Here is a 16,622-nt window from a genome sequence, read left to right on the forward strand (position 1 = left end):
GCCTTGAGCTTGGCCGACTGGCCGGGGGGCAGCGGATCGGCTCTCCCCCGCCCGCACCGGGCCGGACCCGTCAGGCCCCGCGGGCGCGGGCCTGCTCGTAGCAGCGTTCGAAGCCTTCGAGCACCGTGGGCCAGGAACTGCGGACGGGCTCGGTCTCCCGGTTGTTCGCCGCGATCGCCTGGCGCAGCTCACGGTCGCGCACCAGCTTGGCCACCGACGCGACCAGGTCGTCGAAGCTCCGCCCGAGCAACCCCTCCTTGCCCTGCCGGACGAAGTCGGCCACCCCGCTCTGCGCGCGCGCCACCACCGGCACCCCCGCCGACCTGGCCTCCAGCGCCGCCAGCCCGAAGGACTCGCGGGGCGCGGGAGCGACGAACACGTCCGTCGCGGCGAGCAGCTCGCGGATCTGGTCGCGGCTGTAGCGGCCGGGAAGCGAGACCCAGCCGGTCATCCCGTTGGCCCTCAGATAGCGCTCCATCCGCGATCGGGCCGGGCCGTCCCCGACGATCGTGGCCCGCATCGGCGTCTCCCGAGGCACCAGGGCACGGGCCTCCCGCAGGAGCCGCAGCAGCCGGACCGGCTGCTTGCGGGGCGCCAGCCGCCCCACCGCGACGACATGCACCGGGTCGGACCGTACGGAATCCACAGAAACGGGCTCCACCGCAGGGGGTACGGCGCGCCAGCCGGAGACGTCCAGGCCGTTGGAGACCACGTGCACCGGCACGCCGGGACCGGCCACCGCACGGATCGGCAGGGCGGCCGCCTCGCTCACCGCGGTGCCCACCAGCCCCCAGCGGTGCCATCCGAACAGCAGCCGCAGCCCTCGGTAGATCGCCCTGGTGACCGGGTCCCACATGCTGTGCACCGTGACGACCAGGGGCAGCCCCGCCCGCGTCGCCGCCCGCACGCCCATCCAGGCGAACGGCGAGACCGCGCCGGTGTGCACGTGCACCACCTCGGGGCGCCGCGCTTTCACCAGACGGAGCAGGTGTCCCACCCCGAACGGGTGGACCGGCAGGTCGAAGGGGAGTCCCGCGACGATCCTGTGCACTCCGGGAAGGGGCTCCCCCGGGGTGGCGGTCGCCACCTCGACATGGTGACCGGCCTCCCGCTGCATCCGGATCAGATCGGCGACCTGCACCTCGATCCCACCCAGGCGCGGCAGGTAACAGTCACTGATGTGGAGGATCCTCACGATGCCAGCGTAGACCCGCGTGAGATCATGCCTGCGTGCCCCCGAGGGCACATCCAGCCCTCGCGAACGGAGTCAGCCTGATCAGCAACGTCAAGACAGCGGTGTTCTTTCATGCCCATCCCGACGACGAGGCCCTGCTGACCGCGGGCACCATGGCGATGCTCGCCGCCGAGGGACACCGGGTGGTGCTCGTCGTGGCGACCTCGGGTGAGCGAGGCCAGGCCGACCTCGAACCCGGTGAGGCACTGGGCGCCGCCCGGATGGCCGAGCTGTACGCGTCGGCGGCCGCGCTCGGCTGCGCCCGGGTGGTGAACCTCGGCTACGGGGACTCCGGGCTGGCTCCCGGCGGCGGGATCGCCGACGACAGGCCGGACAACGCCTTCATCGACGCCGACACGGAGGAGGCCGCCCGGCGGCTGGCCGCCATCCTCACCGAGGAGAAGGCCGACCTGCTGACGACCTACGATCCGGCGGGGGGCTACGGGCACCCCGACCACGTCCAGGTGCACCGGGTCGGCGGCCGGGCCGCCGAGATCGCGAAAACCCCGATCGTGCTGGAGGCCACGGTCAACCGTGACCCCCTGCTGCGGGGACTGCGGCTCGTCCGGAGGTTCTACCCGCAGCTCGACATCCGTGCCTTCGAGCGGGCCTACTCCCCCGGCGAGGTGATCACCCACCGGGTCGGCGTGCGGCGCTTCGCCCGCCAAAAACGGGCGAGCATGGCCGCCCACGCCTCCCAGGCCACCGGCGCCGACACCCGCACGCTCGGAGTCATGCTCAAGATCCCCCAACCCCTCTACCGGCTGGTCTTCGGCACCGAGTGGTACGTCAGGCGGGACGTCCCCCTGGGCTCCCGCCTGAGGCACCCGTTCGAAATTCCTCCCCGAGGATGAGTCCGGAAGCGGCACACTGGGGCGGGGGTGTTACGTGAAGAGCAGATTGCTCCAGGTTGGGTTGTCGGTCGCGTCGCTGGCGCTGGCCGCCACACTTGTGATCTTCCTGCCCCAGATAGTGGCGGCCATGACGGGCAAGCACGTCTCCTGGTCACAGATCGGCGCCCAGTTCGCCGGGCTGGGTCCCGGAGAGGTCGCGCTGATGGCCGGCGTCTGGCTGCTCAGCCTGCTGGCCTACACGTTCGTACTGACCGCCTCCCTGCCCGGCCTGACCCACCTGCAGGCCCTGACGTTGAACGCGGGCGGCAGCGCGGTGAGCAACCTGCTCCCCTTCGGCGGCGCGGCCGGGGTGGCGATGACGTTCGCGATGACCAAGGGCTGGGGCTTTCCCGTCCGGGCCGTCATGGTCTCCACGCTGACCAGCGGCATCTGGAACACCCTGTTCCGGTTCCTGCTGCCCGCGGTGGGAATCGTGGCCCTGCTGTTCAGCGGGCAGCCGCTCAGCCCCGCGGTGACCAGTGCCGGCTGGGCGGGCGCGACGTCCATCCTGGCGATGGTCGCCGTGGTGACCGCCGCGCTCTACTGGGACCGTGCCGCGGGCGTCCTGGGCCGGGTCCTCGACGCCCTCGCCCGCCTGCTCCCACCCCGGATCCGTCCCGGCCGCCATGCCGCCTCCGAGGCGCTGGCCAAGCTGCGGGCCGACACCTCCGAGATCGTGCGGAACCGCTGGGCCGGGCTGACCCTGGCTATGATCTTCTTCCTCGGTCTCCAGTGGCTGATCCTGGTCGTCTGCCTGCACGCGACCGGCGCCTACCCGGGTCTGGCCCAGTCGATCGCCGCCTTCGCCCTCTCCCGGGTGCTGACCACGGCTTTGGTGACCCCCAGCGGTACGGGAATAATGGAGGCGGGAACCATCGGCGCGCTGGTCTTCTTCGGTGCGCCGCTGGACTCCGCCACCGCCGCCGCACTGCTTTTCGGGTTCTGGACCTACACTGTCGAAATCCCCTTCGGTGGACTGGCGCTCGGCGCGTGGTCGTTCCTGCGCCGGCGTGAGAACGCCACACCGACCCCTGAAAAGGAGTCGATCGGCCGCTAGATTGGGAAATACCTTGTGTGCGATTGGAAGGCCCACATAGCGTGGCGGCTGACATGGTGGCGTTCCGAGTTCTCGGCCCGGTCGAGGCGCATTCCGGTGAGGACCAGCTCGACCTGGGCGGGCTCCGGCAACGTGCGGTCCTGGCGCGCCTGCTCGTCGCGCGCGGGCAGGTCGTTCCCGTCGACTCCCTGCTGTACGACCTGTGGGACGACGACGCGGCCAAGGGCGCGCAGTCGGGCCTTCAGGTCTACATCTCCCGACTGCGCAGGGTGCTGGAGCCCGGCCGGCCACGCGGAGGTCCCAACCGGCTGCTGGTGACCGTGGCCTCGGGCTACGCGCTGCGCGCCGCCCCCGAGCAGGTCGACGCGCTCCGCTTCGAGACGCTGGTCCGCACCGCCGGAGAGCACCTGGAGAGCGACGACCCCGCCTCCGCGCGGCCCCGCCTGGAGAAGGCCCTGGGTCTGTGGCGCGGCACCCCGTACTCCGACTTCGCCGACCAGCCGTGGGCCGAGGCCGAGGTCAACCGGCTCGCCGAGCTGCGTCTGGTGGCCCGTGAGCGGCACGCCGACAGCGGCCTGCGGATGGGCATGCCCGCGGAGGCGGTGCCCGACCTGGAGGCGCTGACCACCGAGCACCCGCTCCGTGAGGAGGGCTGGCGGCTGCTGGCCCTGGGCCTGTACCGCTGCGGACGGCAGGGCGAAGCGCTGGCGGCGCTGCGCAGGGCGCGCACGATCCTCTCCGAGGAGCTCGGGATCGACCCCGGCCCGGCGCTGCGCAAGCTGGAGTCCGACATCCTGTCCCAGGACCCGGGCCTGCAGCTCGCCGCCCCCCCGCCGGGCAGGCAGCGCCAGCAGGTGACCGCCGACACCTGGCCGCCCCGGCCCACGGTGGCCCAGGTGGAGCTTCCCCCGCTGGAGCCCGAGCCGTTCGTCGGCCGCGACGCGGAGCTGAGCAGGCTGACCACCGCCGCGGCCAGGACCGGCCGTTTCACGGTCGCGATCATCAGCGGTGACGCGGGCGCGGGCAAGACCACCCTGGTCCGCCAGCTCAACAGGCGGCTGTCCGACGACGGGTGGGGCATCTCCTCCGGGGCCTGCCCCGACAGCAGTGCCACCCCCCCTGGCTGGGCCTGGGTCGAGATCCTGCGCACCCTGGTGAGCGCGGCCGGTCCGGGCGAGTACGCCGCGCTGCTGGCCCCGCTGCTGGACGACGCGGCCCCCGAGCCCGACGACGACCAGGCCTCCGGCGGATTCCGGCTGCACCGGGCGGTGGGCGGCTACCTCGCCGCCGTCGCCAAGGAGACGCCGATCCTGCTGACCCTGGAGGACCTGCACTGGGCCGACGACCAGACGCTGGCGCTGCTCCGCGCGCTGCCGAGCCTGCTGGCCACCAGCCGGGTGCTGCTGGTGGTGACCTGCCGCGACAGCGAGCTGAGTGACCAGCAGGCCGACGTGCTGGCCGCGCTGGCCAGGCTCGGTCCCGTCCGGGTCGGTCTCACCGGGCTCGACACCAAGGCGGTGGCCGAGCTGGTCCGGGCGACCTGCGTGCGCGAGGTCGACGAGGACGCGGTCAACAGCATCGTCGAGCGCACCGGCGGCAACCCCTTCTTCGTCCGCGAGACGGTGCGCCTGCTCGACGCCGAAGCGGTGAGCGACCGCGCGACGGCCGCCGAAGTGATCTCCGGAGTGCCGTCGGGTGTCCGTGACGTGCTGCGGAGGCGGATCTCCCGGCTGCCCGCGGCCGCCCAGCAGATCCTGCTGCAGGCCGCGGTGATCGGCCGCGATGTCGACGTGGACGTGCTGGTCGACGTCTCCGGCGACGAGGACGCCGTGGTCGACGCGGTGGAGGCGGCGCTGCTCGCCGGGCTGGTCACCGAACCGGGCCCCGGCATGCTCCGATTCGACCACGACCTGGTCCGCGACACGCTCTACTCCGACGCCTCCCGCCTGCGCCGCTCCCGGATGCACGCCGCGGTGGCCGCGGTGATCGAGCGCAGGAATCCCGGTGACGTGGCCGCGCTGGCCCACCACTACGACTCGGCGGGCACCAGCGAGACCGCCATCAAGGCGGTGCACTACGCCCAGCTCGCCGCCGAGCAGGCCGAGCGCCGATTCGCCCACCGCGAGGCCGCCACCCTGTGGGAGCAGGCCATCGCCGCCTTCGACAGGTCGGGCATCACCCACACCCCCGACAGCACCAGGGAGCGCCTGCTGCTGACCCTGCGGCTGATCAAGGCATTGGCGCTCTGCGGCGACATGGCCGCGGCCCGCAGGCGGCGGCGTGAGGCGATGGACGCCGCACTGCCGCTGGGCAACCTGGAGCTCACCGCCCGGGTGGCCGCCTCGCTGGCGGTGCCGCACAAGGGCATGGCCCGCGACTTCACCCGTACCGCCTGGGAGATCGTCGACGTCGCCGAGCAGGCGCTGGTCGAGTTGCCCGCCGGTGAGCAGTCGCTGCGGGCGAGCCTGCTGGCCACGCTCGCCCTGGAGCTGGAGGGGTCGGCCACTCCCCGGGGCGAGCAGGCCTCGCTGGAGGCCGAGGAACTGGCCAGGCGGTCCGGCGACCCCGCCCTGCTCGCGACCGCGCTGAGCGGGCGGCTGCGCCAGTCGTACGGCATCACGCCGGTGGGCGAGCGCGAGGTCATCGGCAGGGAACTGCTGGAGGTCGGCAGGACGACCGGGCAGATCTCGGTGCAGGCACTGGCCCACCTCGTGCTGATGGAGTGCGCGGCCGCCTCGGGCGCGTTCGCCGAGGCCGACGCGCACGTGGCCGCCACCGAGAAGCTGGCCAGGCAGTACGGCCTGCCCGCGCCGGCCGCCGTGGTCGCCTGGTACGCCGGGCAGCGCCTGATGATCGCCGGTGACTTCGCCGGGGCGGAGCGCGCCTACCGCGACGCCGCCCGGCTGACCGCCAGGGCCGGCATGCTGGAGGGCCGCCAGGACCTGCCGCTGATCACCACGTTCTGCCTGAACCTGGTCAACGGGCAGGCCGCCGAGATGGTCGAGCCGCTGGCCGAGGCGCACCAGCGCGGGGCCAAATGGACACTCGACGCCTACGCGGTGGCCCTCGCCTCCGCGGGCCACCATCGCGACGCGAGGGCCGTCATCGCGGTGAAGACGCCGGTGCGCCCGGACTTCCTCTACGAGCTGGCGATGATCTGGCGGGCCCTGGCGGGCATGCTGCTGGACGACCGGGAGCGGATGATCGAGGCGTACGACACGCTGAAGCCGTTCGCCGACCGGATCGCGGGCGCCGGCACCGGCGTGGTGGCACTCTGGCCGGTCGCCCTGACCCTGGGCGACCTGGCGCTGCGGCTGGGCTTCACCGACGCGGTGCGGCCGCACTACGAGAACGCCCTCGCGGTGGCCGAGCGGGTCGGCGTGAGCCGGTGGGTGGAGGCGGCGCAGCGCTCCCTCGGCGGCTGACACGACTCAGCAGGCGACCCTGAACTTCTCGCTGCGCAGCGGGGCGTCGCCGGAGACCGAGAGCACGACGCGGTACCAGCCGGGGTTGTTGACGATCCTGGGCTGCCACTCGACGGTCTGCGTCTCGCCGGTGAAGCCGGAGCTGGTGCCCAGGTAGGCGTACCAGCGGTGGGTCTTCGAGCTCCAGCGCTCCAGGCGCCAGCCGTAGGAGACGGCGGCCCGGGGGTCGTCGTTGCCGACCACGCCCTGGACCCGGTAGGGCCTGTCGCAGGGACCGAACGCGTCGAGCTCGCTGACGGTGACCTCACCGGCCACCGGGGCCTGCTCCGTGGTGGCCGGCACCGACTGCGAGGAGAGCACCACGGTCCGCACCGGTGCCCGCGTCGCCGTACCGGCCGTGCTCTCCGTACCGGCCGGGGTCCGGGCACCGGTGCCGTACGCGGTCTCCACCCCCAGGTAGGCTCCGGTAAAGGCAAGGGTGGCGACGAGCAGCTTGGCGACACTCGCGGTTCCACTCGCCACCACCGGCGCCACACTGCTACGCGAACCCATCACAGACACCTTCCTTTGTTACTCCCAGGTGTATGCCAGGGTGGTTGCTCTGGAGTTGACGTCCGCTTGCAGTCTGTGTGCCTGAGGGGGCTCCGCCATAACGGATGAGGTAAGCCTGCCCTAATATCGAGTCAAGCAGGCGGAACAACCGTGGCGGTGACGTTCAGAGTGCGATCTGTTGTGGCGGGTATCCCTGACCCGACTTCCGCGTCCTTCCTGGGCATGCCCCTGTGGCTCTGGGTGATCGTCGGCGGCGTGGCCCTGTTCGGCGCGTTCCAGGTCTACTACTGGGTCGGCCACGTCCTGGGCTCCAGGCTCTACACCTCCCGGCTGGGCACCAAGATCGGCCAGGAGAACATCCTGCGGGTCGAGAAGGTCGTCAGGAAGTGGGGCGCGCTCGCCGTCTACGCCTGCTTCTGGGTGCCCGGGCTGCGCCACACGCTGCCCTGGGTGGCCGGGGTGCTGCGGATCTCCTATCCCTGGTACGTCGTGGCCAGCGCGCTCGGCTGCCTGACCTGGGTGCCGGTGACGTCCTTCGGCCTGTACTCGGTGATCTGGGGCTGGCTGGAGCTGGTCGTGCGGTCGCCGCTCCTGGCGGGCCTGGTGGCGGTGGCAGCGGTCGCGGTGATCGCCTGGTTCGTCCGCCGGCGCCGGCGCCGAGTCGCCCGCAGCGAGGCGGACAGCCAGGTCGCCGCTCCCTGACCCTCCCCCGGGCCGTTTGGCGCGCGGCACCCGAGAGCCGCCTCTCCCGGTCTCGCCCACCCGACGCCGATGTCAACTTTTCCATAGCCAAACAGCCAACTTCCGCATATCGACGGTGGCCTCTGCCAGCATGGCTCGCATGCATCACGGGGGAATCCGCCTCATCACCCGCGCGGCGCTGGTCGCCACGGCCACCCTGGTCACCTCGTCTCCGACGCCGGCCCTGGCCACCGGCCCCTCGGTATCCGCCCTGATCACCGGAGGCACCGCGCCCGCCTGGCAAGGGCGTGCCTCCGTGCCCTCGGTGCCGGGACGGGCCGCGTACCTGTACGACACGGGCACCGGAGCGGTCCACCTGAGCAAGCAGGCCGGCAAGCGGATGCCGGTGGCCAGCCTGACCAAGGTCATGACGGCGTACGTCGTGCTCAGGGAGGCGAGGCTGGACGACACCGTCACGATTCAGGCGGCGGACGTGCGGCACGCGGCCTCGAACGGCGCGACCCACGCCTCCCTGCGCGCCGGGGAGCGGTTGACCGTCAGGGACCTGCTTTACGCGGTCATGCTCCCCTCGGCCGCGGACGCCTCCCACGCCCTGGCCCGTGTCTACGGGCCGGGCAACGCGAGGTTCGTGGCGAAGATGAACGCCACCGCCCGCTCCATGGGCCTGGTCGACACCGCCTACGCCAGTGCCGACGGCCTGCCCAGGCCCGCCCCCGGCCATTCCACGGCCCTGGACCAGGCGAAGCTGGCCGACATCGCGCTGCGCGACCCGGTGCTGCGGACCATCGCCTCCAGCAGGCGCCACGTGGTGGCCAAGTCCAAGGTCCATCGGGCGCACTCCTGGACCAACTCCAACAAGCTGCTCGGCAAGACGCCCGGGGTCCTGGGCCTCAAGACCGGCTACACCAGCGCCGCCGGATACTGCCTGTCGTTCGCCGCCGACCGCGACGGCCACCGCCTCATCGGCGTCATCCTCGGCGAGTCCAGCGCCGACCGGCGCTTCCAGACCGCGACGCGACTCCTGGACTGGGCGAGCGAGCAGACGCCGCCCGAGCTGTGATCAGGCGGTACGAACCGCACCTGCCCGGCCGCCCCCTGGAGCATCGTCGACCTGACGAAACGCATGCGTATCGGCAACATCCGGCAATGACCTTTCTCGGGGATGACGAGACCGCGGCCATCGGACCATTCAGAATCGTCCGGCTGCCGGGAGAAGGGGGCATGGGCCGGGTCTACCTCGCCACCTCGGCCGGCGGGAGGTCCGTGGCGGTGAAGCCGGAAGAGGATCGCCGACAAGAATGCGACAAAACCACACCAAATTAAATACTGCCACAATTACCCCCTAAGTAAGTCACCTGATCAGCAGACGGCCTTCTCGGGCACCGCCTCTCCGGGCGCGATCGCTCTCGGCGTTATCTCGGAGATAGCCGCGTGGTCCGTTCAGCTCATGCGAAACAGCCACGCCTTCCCAGGCTGGTCGCCCTTCCTGTGGACCGTCTTCATCGCGACCCTGGCCGCCACCACCGCCGTCACCCTGGACATGACGTCGGAGATCCGGCTTCCCACCCCCCAGAAAGCCGAGCCCGCGGCTTCTCTCCGTGAACCCGGCGAGGAAGACCCCTGGCCATGACCAGGGGTCGCCGAGCCCGCACGGTGAGGTCGGCGGTGCGGGGCGGCTTCCACTACCCTCGCGCCTCTCCCGCGGAGGCACCGCGCGTCAACCCGTGACACGCGATCGCGGCGACGGCCACCACGTTGAGCGAGTCCACGCCCGCGGCCATCGCGGTGGGACTCATCGGATGTGGTCGTTTCCAAGAGAACACCAAGCCTGTCTTGCAAGGTTCCTGCCAGCGGCGACGTGGTGTCGCCTGAACAGGAGAGCCATGAGCGGGAAAAAGGGCACGCTGGCGGTCGGCGTGCTGGCCGGGTTGCTCGTCGGTGGTTCGGGGATGGCGATCGCCAACGTGGCCGCCGACGACGCGACGATCACCGCCTGCGTCAACGCCAGGGGCTCCGTCAGGATCCCCGTGCAGAGCGCCTCGGGCCCGGAGACGGTGGGTTCGGCCACGCCCAGCCCCCTGCCCTCGGGCTCGTGCCTGGCGGGAGAACAGCCGCTCACCTGGAACCGGCAGGGACCGGCTGGCCCCCAGGGCGCCCCAGGCCCCGCGCTCGGCGGGCGGACGAGATACCTGAACATCACCAGTGGACCGGAGCTCAAAAACTATCGCGAGACGAACGTGCTCTGGCTCCCGATGGCCGCGGGATCGTATGTGATCGACGCCCAGCTGAAGTTCGCGGCCGAGGTCACCCAGACCCGAAAGGTCTACTTCGCCGAGTGCACCATCCTCACCGCCCAACCCCACACCGATCTGGGTGGCTCCTTCGCGGCCGGTTACACGGACGAGGACTGGACGCTCCTGGAGGTCCATTACGCGTACACCTTCTCCAAGCCCGGGTACCTCATCATGACCTGCAAGGGGGGCAACCCCCTCGATGACTCCTTCAAGGTGCACAACACCCGCAACACCGTCATCATCCAGGAGGTCTCCTCGGTCACCGAGGAGACCTACGCCACCCCGCCGCCCCCTCCTACGGCGCTGCCCACACCGTGGGCGGCTCCCGGGGCGGGAGGCTGAGCCACGACCGCCGCGCGGGCGACCTCAGGCCGGAAAGGAGCGGATGTACCGACGCCGAATGCCTACGAGGCCGCTGCTCCTCACCGTGGGCCCGGCCAGGAAGACCCCTGGCCATGACCGGGGACCGCCGAGCCCGTACGGTGAGGTCGGCGATGCGGGGCGGCTTCCACTACCCTCGCGCCTCTCCCGCGGAGGCACCGCGCATCAACCCGTGACACGCGATCGCGGCGGCGGCCACCACGTTGAGCGAGTCCACGCCCGCGGCCATCGCGGTGGAGCTCATCGGGATGCACACCCGCTCGTCGGCCTCCCGCAACCAGCGCGAGGACAGCCCGTCCCCCTCCGACCCGAGCAGCAACGCCACCCGGTCACTCATCTCGGCGGTGTCCATGGGTGTGGCGCCCTGATCCGGGGTCAACGCCAGCATCCGGTATCCCGCCGCCCGGATCTCCTCCAGTCCTTCGTACCAGTTGTCCATGCGGGCGTAGGGGATCGCGAAAACAGCGCCCATCGACACCTTGACCGCTCTCCGGTAGAGAGGGTCGGCGCAACGCGGCGAGAGGACGATCGCGTCGACCCCGAGGGCGGCGGCACACCGGAAGATCGCGCCGACGTTCCCGTGATCGACCAGGTCCTCCAGGACCAGGATGCGCCGGGGCCGGGCGCCGGGCAGCCGTCCGGGATCACGACCGGCGCCCCGCTCCGGGGCCCCTCTCTCCGGGGAGGAGGCGCGGCCGGACAGGACCTCTCCGGTAGCCGGCAGGGGGAGACGTTCCATCGCGGCGAGGGCGCCTCGGTGGACCTGGAAGCCGGTGACACCCTCCATGACGGCGTCGTCCACGATGTGGACCCGGCCTTCGAGGGTGTCGAGGAGGTCGGCGAGGGGCTCGGCCCAGCGGGGGGTGAGCAGCACGGAGCGCACGGGGTAGCCCGCCGCGACGGCGCGTCGGATGACCTTCTCCCCCTCGGCTATGAAGAGGCCGTGCTCGGCCTCCAGGCTCTTGCGCAGCTCGACGTCACGCAGATCGGCGTAGTCGGCCAACTGGTCGGCCAGGTGGGGGTCGATGGCTTCAGGCACCCTCGAATACTGCCATGACCCGCCTGAGCTGCCATATCAACGCGTGGACGAGGAGCATGGCGGAGCAGCCGACGACCACTCCCGCGCCCAGCCTCGTCACGAGTTCGGCCATGCCATGTGGCGGGAAGGCGATGGGCCAGGCGATCGCGCCCAGCAGGACGGACAGGGCGGTGGCCAGGAACACGGCCATCCGCCCGCGGGCGGGGATGATCAGCCGCTCGGGGACCGGCCGGGGCTCCATCCTGGACAGGCCGCGCCAGGCCCACCAGAGCACGACCGCCAGGCCGACCACCGTGGAGGTGTACTGCAGCAGGCGGAACAGCGGAAGCACGTCCGCCACCCGGGTGTCCAGCCAGCTCCAGCCCCACATGGCGGAGCTGTAGGAGTGGGTGAAGGAGTCCCAGAGCTTGTGGGTGAGGGCGCCCACCGCGCCTCCGGCGATCACGGCGGGCAGCCGCCGCACCCCGTACATGCCGGGGGTCAGGGCCGCGGCGCGCCCGGCGAGGCCGGGGGGCAGGAGTGCGGTCAGCGGGTCGCGAAGCACCAGATGGAAGACCGCCAGCAGCACGACGACGGCGAACGGGTCGATCGTGAGGACGCCCTCGTAGGAGTGCCAGATCATGTAGTCGGGCAGGAACGGGAAGAAGATCGGCAGATCGGGCACCATGGCCCCCAGGGCGAGCGCCCAGGGATCGAGCAGGCGGCGCATCCGCTCCGAGGAGATCAGCGGCAGCACCGCGGCCACATGACTGGGCGTGAACGGCACGGGTTTCCCTCCGACGATCCACTGGGGCAGGTCCATCCTGTGACACGAACACAGCGCGCGAGCACGCCGCCGTACGGTCGGGGCTTGGCCCGGGGAGGCGAGAGACCGGCTCCCTGGGGAGCTTTGCCGCTTCCCGGCATTCCAACACTCTGTGACGACTAGATTACCGAACGCCGTTGATCGGAGATTCGGGGGTTGTCGTGACCGACCAGATTGTGCTGGCGCCCAGCGTCGAGTGGCTGCGCGACGCCCGCAGGGCCCGCCTGCTCTCCGTGGCCACCCTCCTCTGGCTGGGCGCGGAGAGTGTGCTCGGCATCGCCGCGGGGCTGGGAGCGCACTCCGTCGCCCTCATCGGCTGGGGCACGTCGGCTCTGGTGGAGGCGGCGGCCAGCCTGATCGTGGTCTGGCGGTTCACCGGTTCGAGGACCGGTTCCGCACACGCCGAGGAGCGGGCACGCAAGGCGGTGGCGGTCAGCTTCTGGCTGCTGGCCCCCTACCTGGTGCTGCATGTGGCGCACGACCTGGACGCGGGCCACCGCCCCCTGCCGAGCCTGCTCGGAATCGCTGTGACGGCGACCAGCGCGATCGGCATGCCGTTTCTGGGGGTGGCCAAGCGGCGGCTGGCCATCCGGTTGCGCTCGGCGGCGACCGCCGGCGAGGGGACGCAGAACCTGATGTGCGCGCTGCTCGCCACGGGGGTGCTGGCCGGACTGGCACTGAACGCCGCCGGGTGGTGGTGGGTGGATCCCGCCATGGCGGTACTGCTGGCGGCGGTGGCGGTGCGGGAGGGACTCAGGGCATGGCACGGGCACTCCTGCCGGCACTGACCACGCACCTCTCCCACCGGGGGCCACCGGAGCGCAGGGTGCCACTGTAAACACATATGGTGATAACAGCACCAAAAGGGGTGTTTTGCCACAGTAACCGTTCCAAGTACAGTTCCGTGAATATTGCGGACAACCTCCCGATAGGGTGACCCGCTAGCCTCCTGACATCGACATCGAAGAGGGAACCGTGGGACGTCACCGTACGGATGAACTCGAGGACGGCTACAGCTCCTACAGGGAGGCGCAGCCCAGGCGGAGGCGTGGGGGACGCGGCAAGGTGCTGGTCCCGCTGGCCGGTTCCGTCGCCCTCGCGGTGCTGCTCGGGGTGGCCGCGTTCGTGGTCATCAACCGCGACCGCGGGTGCGCGGGTGACGCGCTGCCGCTGCGGATCACCGCCTCGCCGGACATCCAGCCCGCCCTGTCCCAGATCGCCGAGCGCTTCAACAAGGCGGCCCACGAGGTCGAGGGCAGGTGCACCACCGTCGCGGTGACCAAGGGCGCCTCGGCGACCGTGGCCTCCTCCCTGGGCGGGGTCGGCGGCAAGGCAGCCCCGATGGACCTGTGGATTCCGGACTCGGGGCTGTGGGTGGCGAACCTGCGGGCGAGGAACCAGGATGTGCCGGAGGCGGGCGCGTCCATCGCGCACTCCCCCATCGTCATGGTGGCCTCGGGTTCGGTGATACCGAACCTGAAGAAGAGCTTCGGCGAGGCCAGCTGGGGCGGCATGATCAGCGCCGCCAACGTGGCCAACGTCGACGGTCCCGGCCGCAAGGTGCGCGTGCTGGTGCTGGACCCCTCGCTCAACGCCGCCGGGCTCGGCGCGCTCCTGGCCGCCGCCGGAGTGGCCACGGCCTCGGGCGCGGGCGAGGAGCAGCTGGTCGGCGCGCTCAAGAACCTGTCGGGATCGACCTCGACGGTCCGCGACCAGGACGCGCTGCTGTCCAGCCTCGGTGTCAAGGGCAGCAAGGCCCCGCTGGGCATCGCCTCGGAGCAGGGTGTCTGGGCGTTCAACAAGGTCAAGAAGCCCGAGGTTCCCGCCGTGCCGCTCTATCCGGCCGAGGGGACCATCAACCTCGACTACCCGGTGGTGATCACCGCCAAGGACGCCGCCGTGCGCAAGGCCGCCGAGGCGTTCCAGCAGGAACTCGCCAGCGAGCCCTCCAGGAAGACCCTGCAGGATCAGGGCTTCCGCACCCCGGACGGCAAGGGCGGAAAGGCGATCTCCGGCTCCGCCGGTTTCCAGGCCAAGGCGCCGCAGGCGATCGAGCCGCCCGACGGCAAGACCGTCGCGAGGATGTCGCAGACCTGGTCCCGGATCAAGCTGGGCACCAGGCTGGTCACCCTGCTGGACGTCTCGGGGACCATGGCCCTGCCGGTGCCGGGCACCGGCATGACCCGGATGCAGGCGATCAGCAGGATCGCCGTCGAGGGCATGAAGCTCTTTCCCGCCAAGAGCGAGCTGGGACTGTGGGAGTTCTCCACGCACCTCGACGGCCAGGGGGTCGACTACCGCGAGACGGTCCCGGTCGGCCCGCTCACCGAGGACATGAACGGCGTGCTGCGCAGGGACGTGATCAACCAGAAGCTGATCGGCGCCCAGGCCAAGGCGACCGGCGACACCGGGCTCAACGACACCCTCGCCGCCGCCTACCAGCAGATGACCGACGAATACCAGAGCGACAAGATCAACACAGTGCTGATCCTCACCGACGGGGCGGGCAACGACGACCCGGACGGGGGGATCAGCAACCAGCAGATCCTGAAGCGGCTGAGGGAGCAGTTCAACCCGGAGAAGCCGGTCAGCGTCCTGATCATCGCGTTCGGCCCCGACGCCCCCAAGGGCAAGCGCCAGATGGACGCCCTGGCCAAGGCGACCGGCGGTGACGCGTACATCGCCAAGGACGTCCTGGAGGTCAGGAAGTTCTTCCTGGAGGGCATGAAGCGCCGGCTCTGCGCGCCCAACTGCTGACCCTCCATCGCGTACGGCTGGTGTCACATTGGCATCAGCCGTACCAATTTCCCCAGGTCATACCAGGTCGGCATGATATTGACCCATCTGGTCAACCGGTTGCGGGGAGGTGACGTCCTACGCGTGTGGGGCCTGGAACGGGCGAGTGGTGAAGCCCGTGAACGAGCCCGTCCCGCGGGGAGGAATGTCCGTGCCCGGATGGCCGACCGTCGGCCGAACCGACGATCAACAACTCGTTGAGACGCTGCGGCGCGCCGACACGACGGCGCCCGCGAGCCTCTACGACTCCTATGCCGAGCGTCTCCACGACTATGCCCACTCGCTGCTGGGCGACCGCGAGCACGCCGCAGGCGCCGTACACGACGCCCTGGTTACGGCCCAGGGCCACGTGGACCGCCTGCGCGACCCCGGCCGCCTGCGCGCGTGGCTGTACGCCCTGGTACGGGTCCGATGCGCGGGCGCGGAGCAGCGCGGCGGCCCGCGGGGGACGGCACCGCCTCCCGACCTCCACGACGACCCGGCCGAGCGGGAGCTGGCCGCCCTGGTCCACGAGGCGATGGCGGAGCTGGGCGGGCAGGAACGCGAGGTGCTGGAGCTTTCGCTCCGTCACGACCTCGGCGGCGGCGAGGTCGGCGCGGTGCTCGGACTGACCTCCAGGCAGGTGACGGCGAGGCTCTGCCGGGCCCGCGACCACCTGGAGAACGCGGCGGCCGCCGTGGTGCTCGCCAAGGTCGGCCGGGCGCACTGCCCCGACCTGTCGGCGATGGTCGACTCGTGGGAGGGCCCCCTCACCACGATCCTGCGCAGGCGGCTCTCGGCCCACATCGGCCGCTGCGAGGTATGCGTGGAGCGCAGGGACCGGCATGTCTCGGCCGGGCGGCTGCTGGACCTGGTGCCGTTGGCCTACCCGCCGCTCTCGCTGCGCCGCCGGGTGATCGAGACCTGCCTGAACCCGGAACTGAGCGAGGAGCGCGCCTCCATCGTCGCCCGGGGCGACCACTTCGACAGGACCGGTTTCCCAGCGGAGGGGCAGCGGCCACCGGGCCGCCGGCGGGCGGGGAGGAAGGACCCGGCCGGCAGGCGGGCGCGCGACGAGGGGAGCCGTGGGACCGGGCGGGCGGCGTCTCCCACCGGGAACGCCGTGGGCGCCCGCTCCCGGCGCGCGGCAACGCCGCCGGATGGTGAGGGGCGGCGTACGGAGGTGCTGCCGGCGCAGCGGCGGAGGCAGCGGAGGCGCAGGGGGCCCGTGCTGCTGCTGGCGGCGGTGTGCGTGCTGGCGGCCACCGGGGCGGTGGTCGTGGTGGGCGGGCAGGACCTGGCCGGCGGGGCGTTGGGGAACGCCCAGGCCGCACCGGGTACGGAGCCCGCGCTGATCACGCTGGAGCCCGGCCCGGAGCCGATGAGCAGGTGGGTTGTCGCCGTTCCGATGGCGCTCCTCGCGCTGGCGACGATCTACCCCCTCGTGTTCACCGCCAACGTCGCC

Annotated in this window: 14 protein-coding genes; 10 read left to right on the forward strand and 4 right to left on the reverse strand. The window is 71.4% G+C overall.

Annotated features, from left to right (window positions below):
* Positions 1-70 precede the first annotated feature (70 nt).
* On the reverse strand, positions 71-1,195 hold the full coding sequence (locus tag ABZ260_RS28255; protein WP_355623718.1) for a glycosyltransferase family 4 protein: 1,125 nt from the start codon (positions 1,193-1,195) through the stop codon (positions 71-73).
* 35 nt (positions 1,196-1,230) lie between these two features.
* On the opposite strand from ABZ260_RS28255, the gene ABZ260_RS28260 reads away from it, so the two are divergent.
* From ABZ260_RS28260 to ABZ260_RS28270, 3 genes are read left to right on the forward strand one after another with little or no spacing between them, the layout of a single operon-like run.
* Positions 1,231-2,088: a PIG-L family deacetylase gene (locus ABZ260_RS28260; protein ID WP_355559657.1), complete on the forward strand. Its 858-nt coding sequence runs from the start codon at positions 1,231-1,233 to the stop codon at positions 2,086-2,088.
* 34 nt (positions 2,089-2,122) lie between these two features.
* Positions 2,123-3,184: a lysylphosphatidylglycerol synthase transmembrane domain-containing protein gene (locus ABZ260_RS28265; protein ID WP_355623721.1), complete on the forward strand. Its 1,062-nt coding sequence runs from the start codon at positions 2,123-2,125 to the stop codon at positions 3,182-3,184.
* A gap of 41 nt (positions 3,185-3,225) precedes the next feature.
* Entirely contained in the window at positions 3,226-6,609 is a 3,384-nt protein-coding gene (locus tag ABZ260_RS28270) for a BTAD domain-containing putative transcriptional regulator (protein ID WP_355623724.1), read from the forward strand.
* A 6-nt stretch (positions 6,610-6,615) separates the two neighbouring features.
* On the opposite strand, the gene ABZ260_RS28275 is transcribed toward ABZ260_RS28270, so the two are convergent.
* Positions 6,616-7,161, reverse strand: coding sequence for a hypothetical protein (locus ABZ260_RS28275; RefSeq protein WP_355623727.1), 546 nt, complete (start codon positions 7,159-7,161; stop codon positions 6,616-6,618).
* 156 nt (positions 7,162-7,317) lie between these two features.
* Between ABZ260_RS28275 and ABZ260_RS28280 the strand changes: the two genes are divergently transcribed.
* The 4 genes from ABZ260_RS28280 (at position 7,318) to ABZ260_RS28295 (ending at position 10,499) form a co-directional block, all read left to right on the forward strand.
* Positions 7,318-7,863, forward strand: coding sequence for a VTT domain-containing protein (locus tag ABZ260_RS28280; protein ID WP_355623730.1), 546 nt, complete (start codon positions 7,318-7,320; stop codon positions 7,861-7,863).
* A gap of 139 nt (positions 7,864-8,002) precedes the next feature.
* A complete protein-coding gene (locus ABZ260_RS28285; protein ID WP_355623733.1) occupies positions 8,003-8,923 on the forward strand; it encodes a serine hydrolase in 921 nt (306 codons plus the stop codon).
* Between the two features lie 387 nt (positions 8,924-9,310).
* Positions 9,311-9,493, forward strand: a complete 183-nt coding sequence (locus ABZ260_RS28290; protein WP_355623736.1) for a hypothetical protein — start codon at positions 9,311-9,313, stop codon at positions 9,491-9,493.
* A 253-nt stretch (positions 9,494-9,746) separates the two neighbouring features.
* Positions 9,747-10,499, forward strand: a complete 753-nt coding sequence (locus ABZ260_RS28295) for a hypothetical protein (protein WP_355623739.1) — start codon at positions 9,747-9,749, stop codon at positions 10,497-10,499.
* A 169-nt stretch (positions 10,500-10,668) separates the two neighbouring features.
* On the opposite strand, the gene ABZ260_RS28300 is transcribed toward ABZ260_RS28295, so the two are convergent.
* Entirely contained in the window at positions 10,669-11,577 is a 909-nt protein-coding gene (locus ABZ260_RS28300) for an RNA methyltransferase (protein ID WP_355623741.1), read from the reverse strand.
* Entirely contained in the window at positions 11,570-12,379 is an 810-nt protein-coding gene (locus ABZ260_RS28305) for a DUF4184 family protein (protein WP_355623744.1), read from the reverse strand. The genes ABZ260_RS28300 and ABZ260_RS28305 overlap by 8 nt, the downstream gene beginning before the upstream one ends.
* Before the next feature lie 164 nt (positions 12,380-12,543).
* On the opposite strand from ABZ260_RS28305, the gene ABZ260_RS28310 reads away from it, so the two are divergent.
* From ABZ260_RS28310 to ABZ260_RS28320, 3 genes are all read left to right on the forward strand, one after another.
* Complete coding sequence (locus ABZ260_RS28310; protein WP_355623747.1) at positions 12,544-13,170, forward strand: hypothetical protein; 627 nt, start codon at positions 12,544-12,546, stop codon at positions 13,168-13,170.
* 187 nt (positions 13,171-13,357) lie between these two features.
* On the forward strand, positions 13,358-15,139 hold the full coding sequence (locus tag ABZ260_RS28315; RefSeq protein ID WP_355623750.1) for a substrate-binding and VWA domain-containing protein: 1,782 nt from the start codon (positions 13,358-13,360) through the stop codon (positions 15,137-15,139).
* Positions 15,140-15,329: 190 nt separating this feature from the next.
* Positions 15,330-16,622, forward strand: a 1,293-nt coding sequence (locus ABZ260_RS28320; protein ID WP_355623753.1) for a sigma-70 family RNA polymerase sigma factor, incomplete at its 3' end; no start/stop codon positions are given.

It is taken from the genome of Streptosporangium sp. NPDC006013 (assembly GCF_040614275.1).
GTDB lineage: Bacteria > Actinomycetota > Actinomycetes > Streptosporangiales > Streptosporangiaceae > Streptosporangium.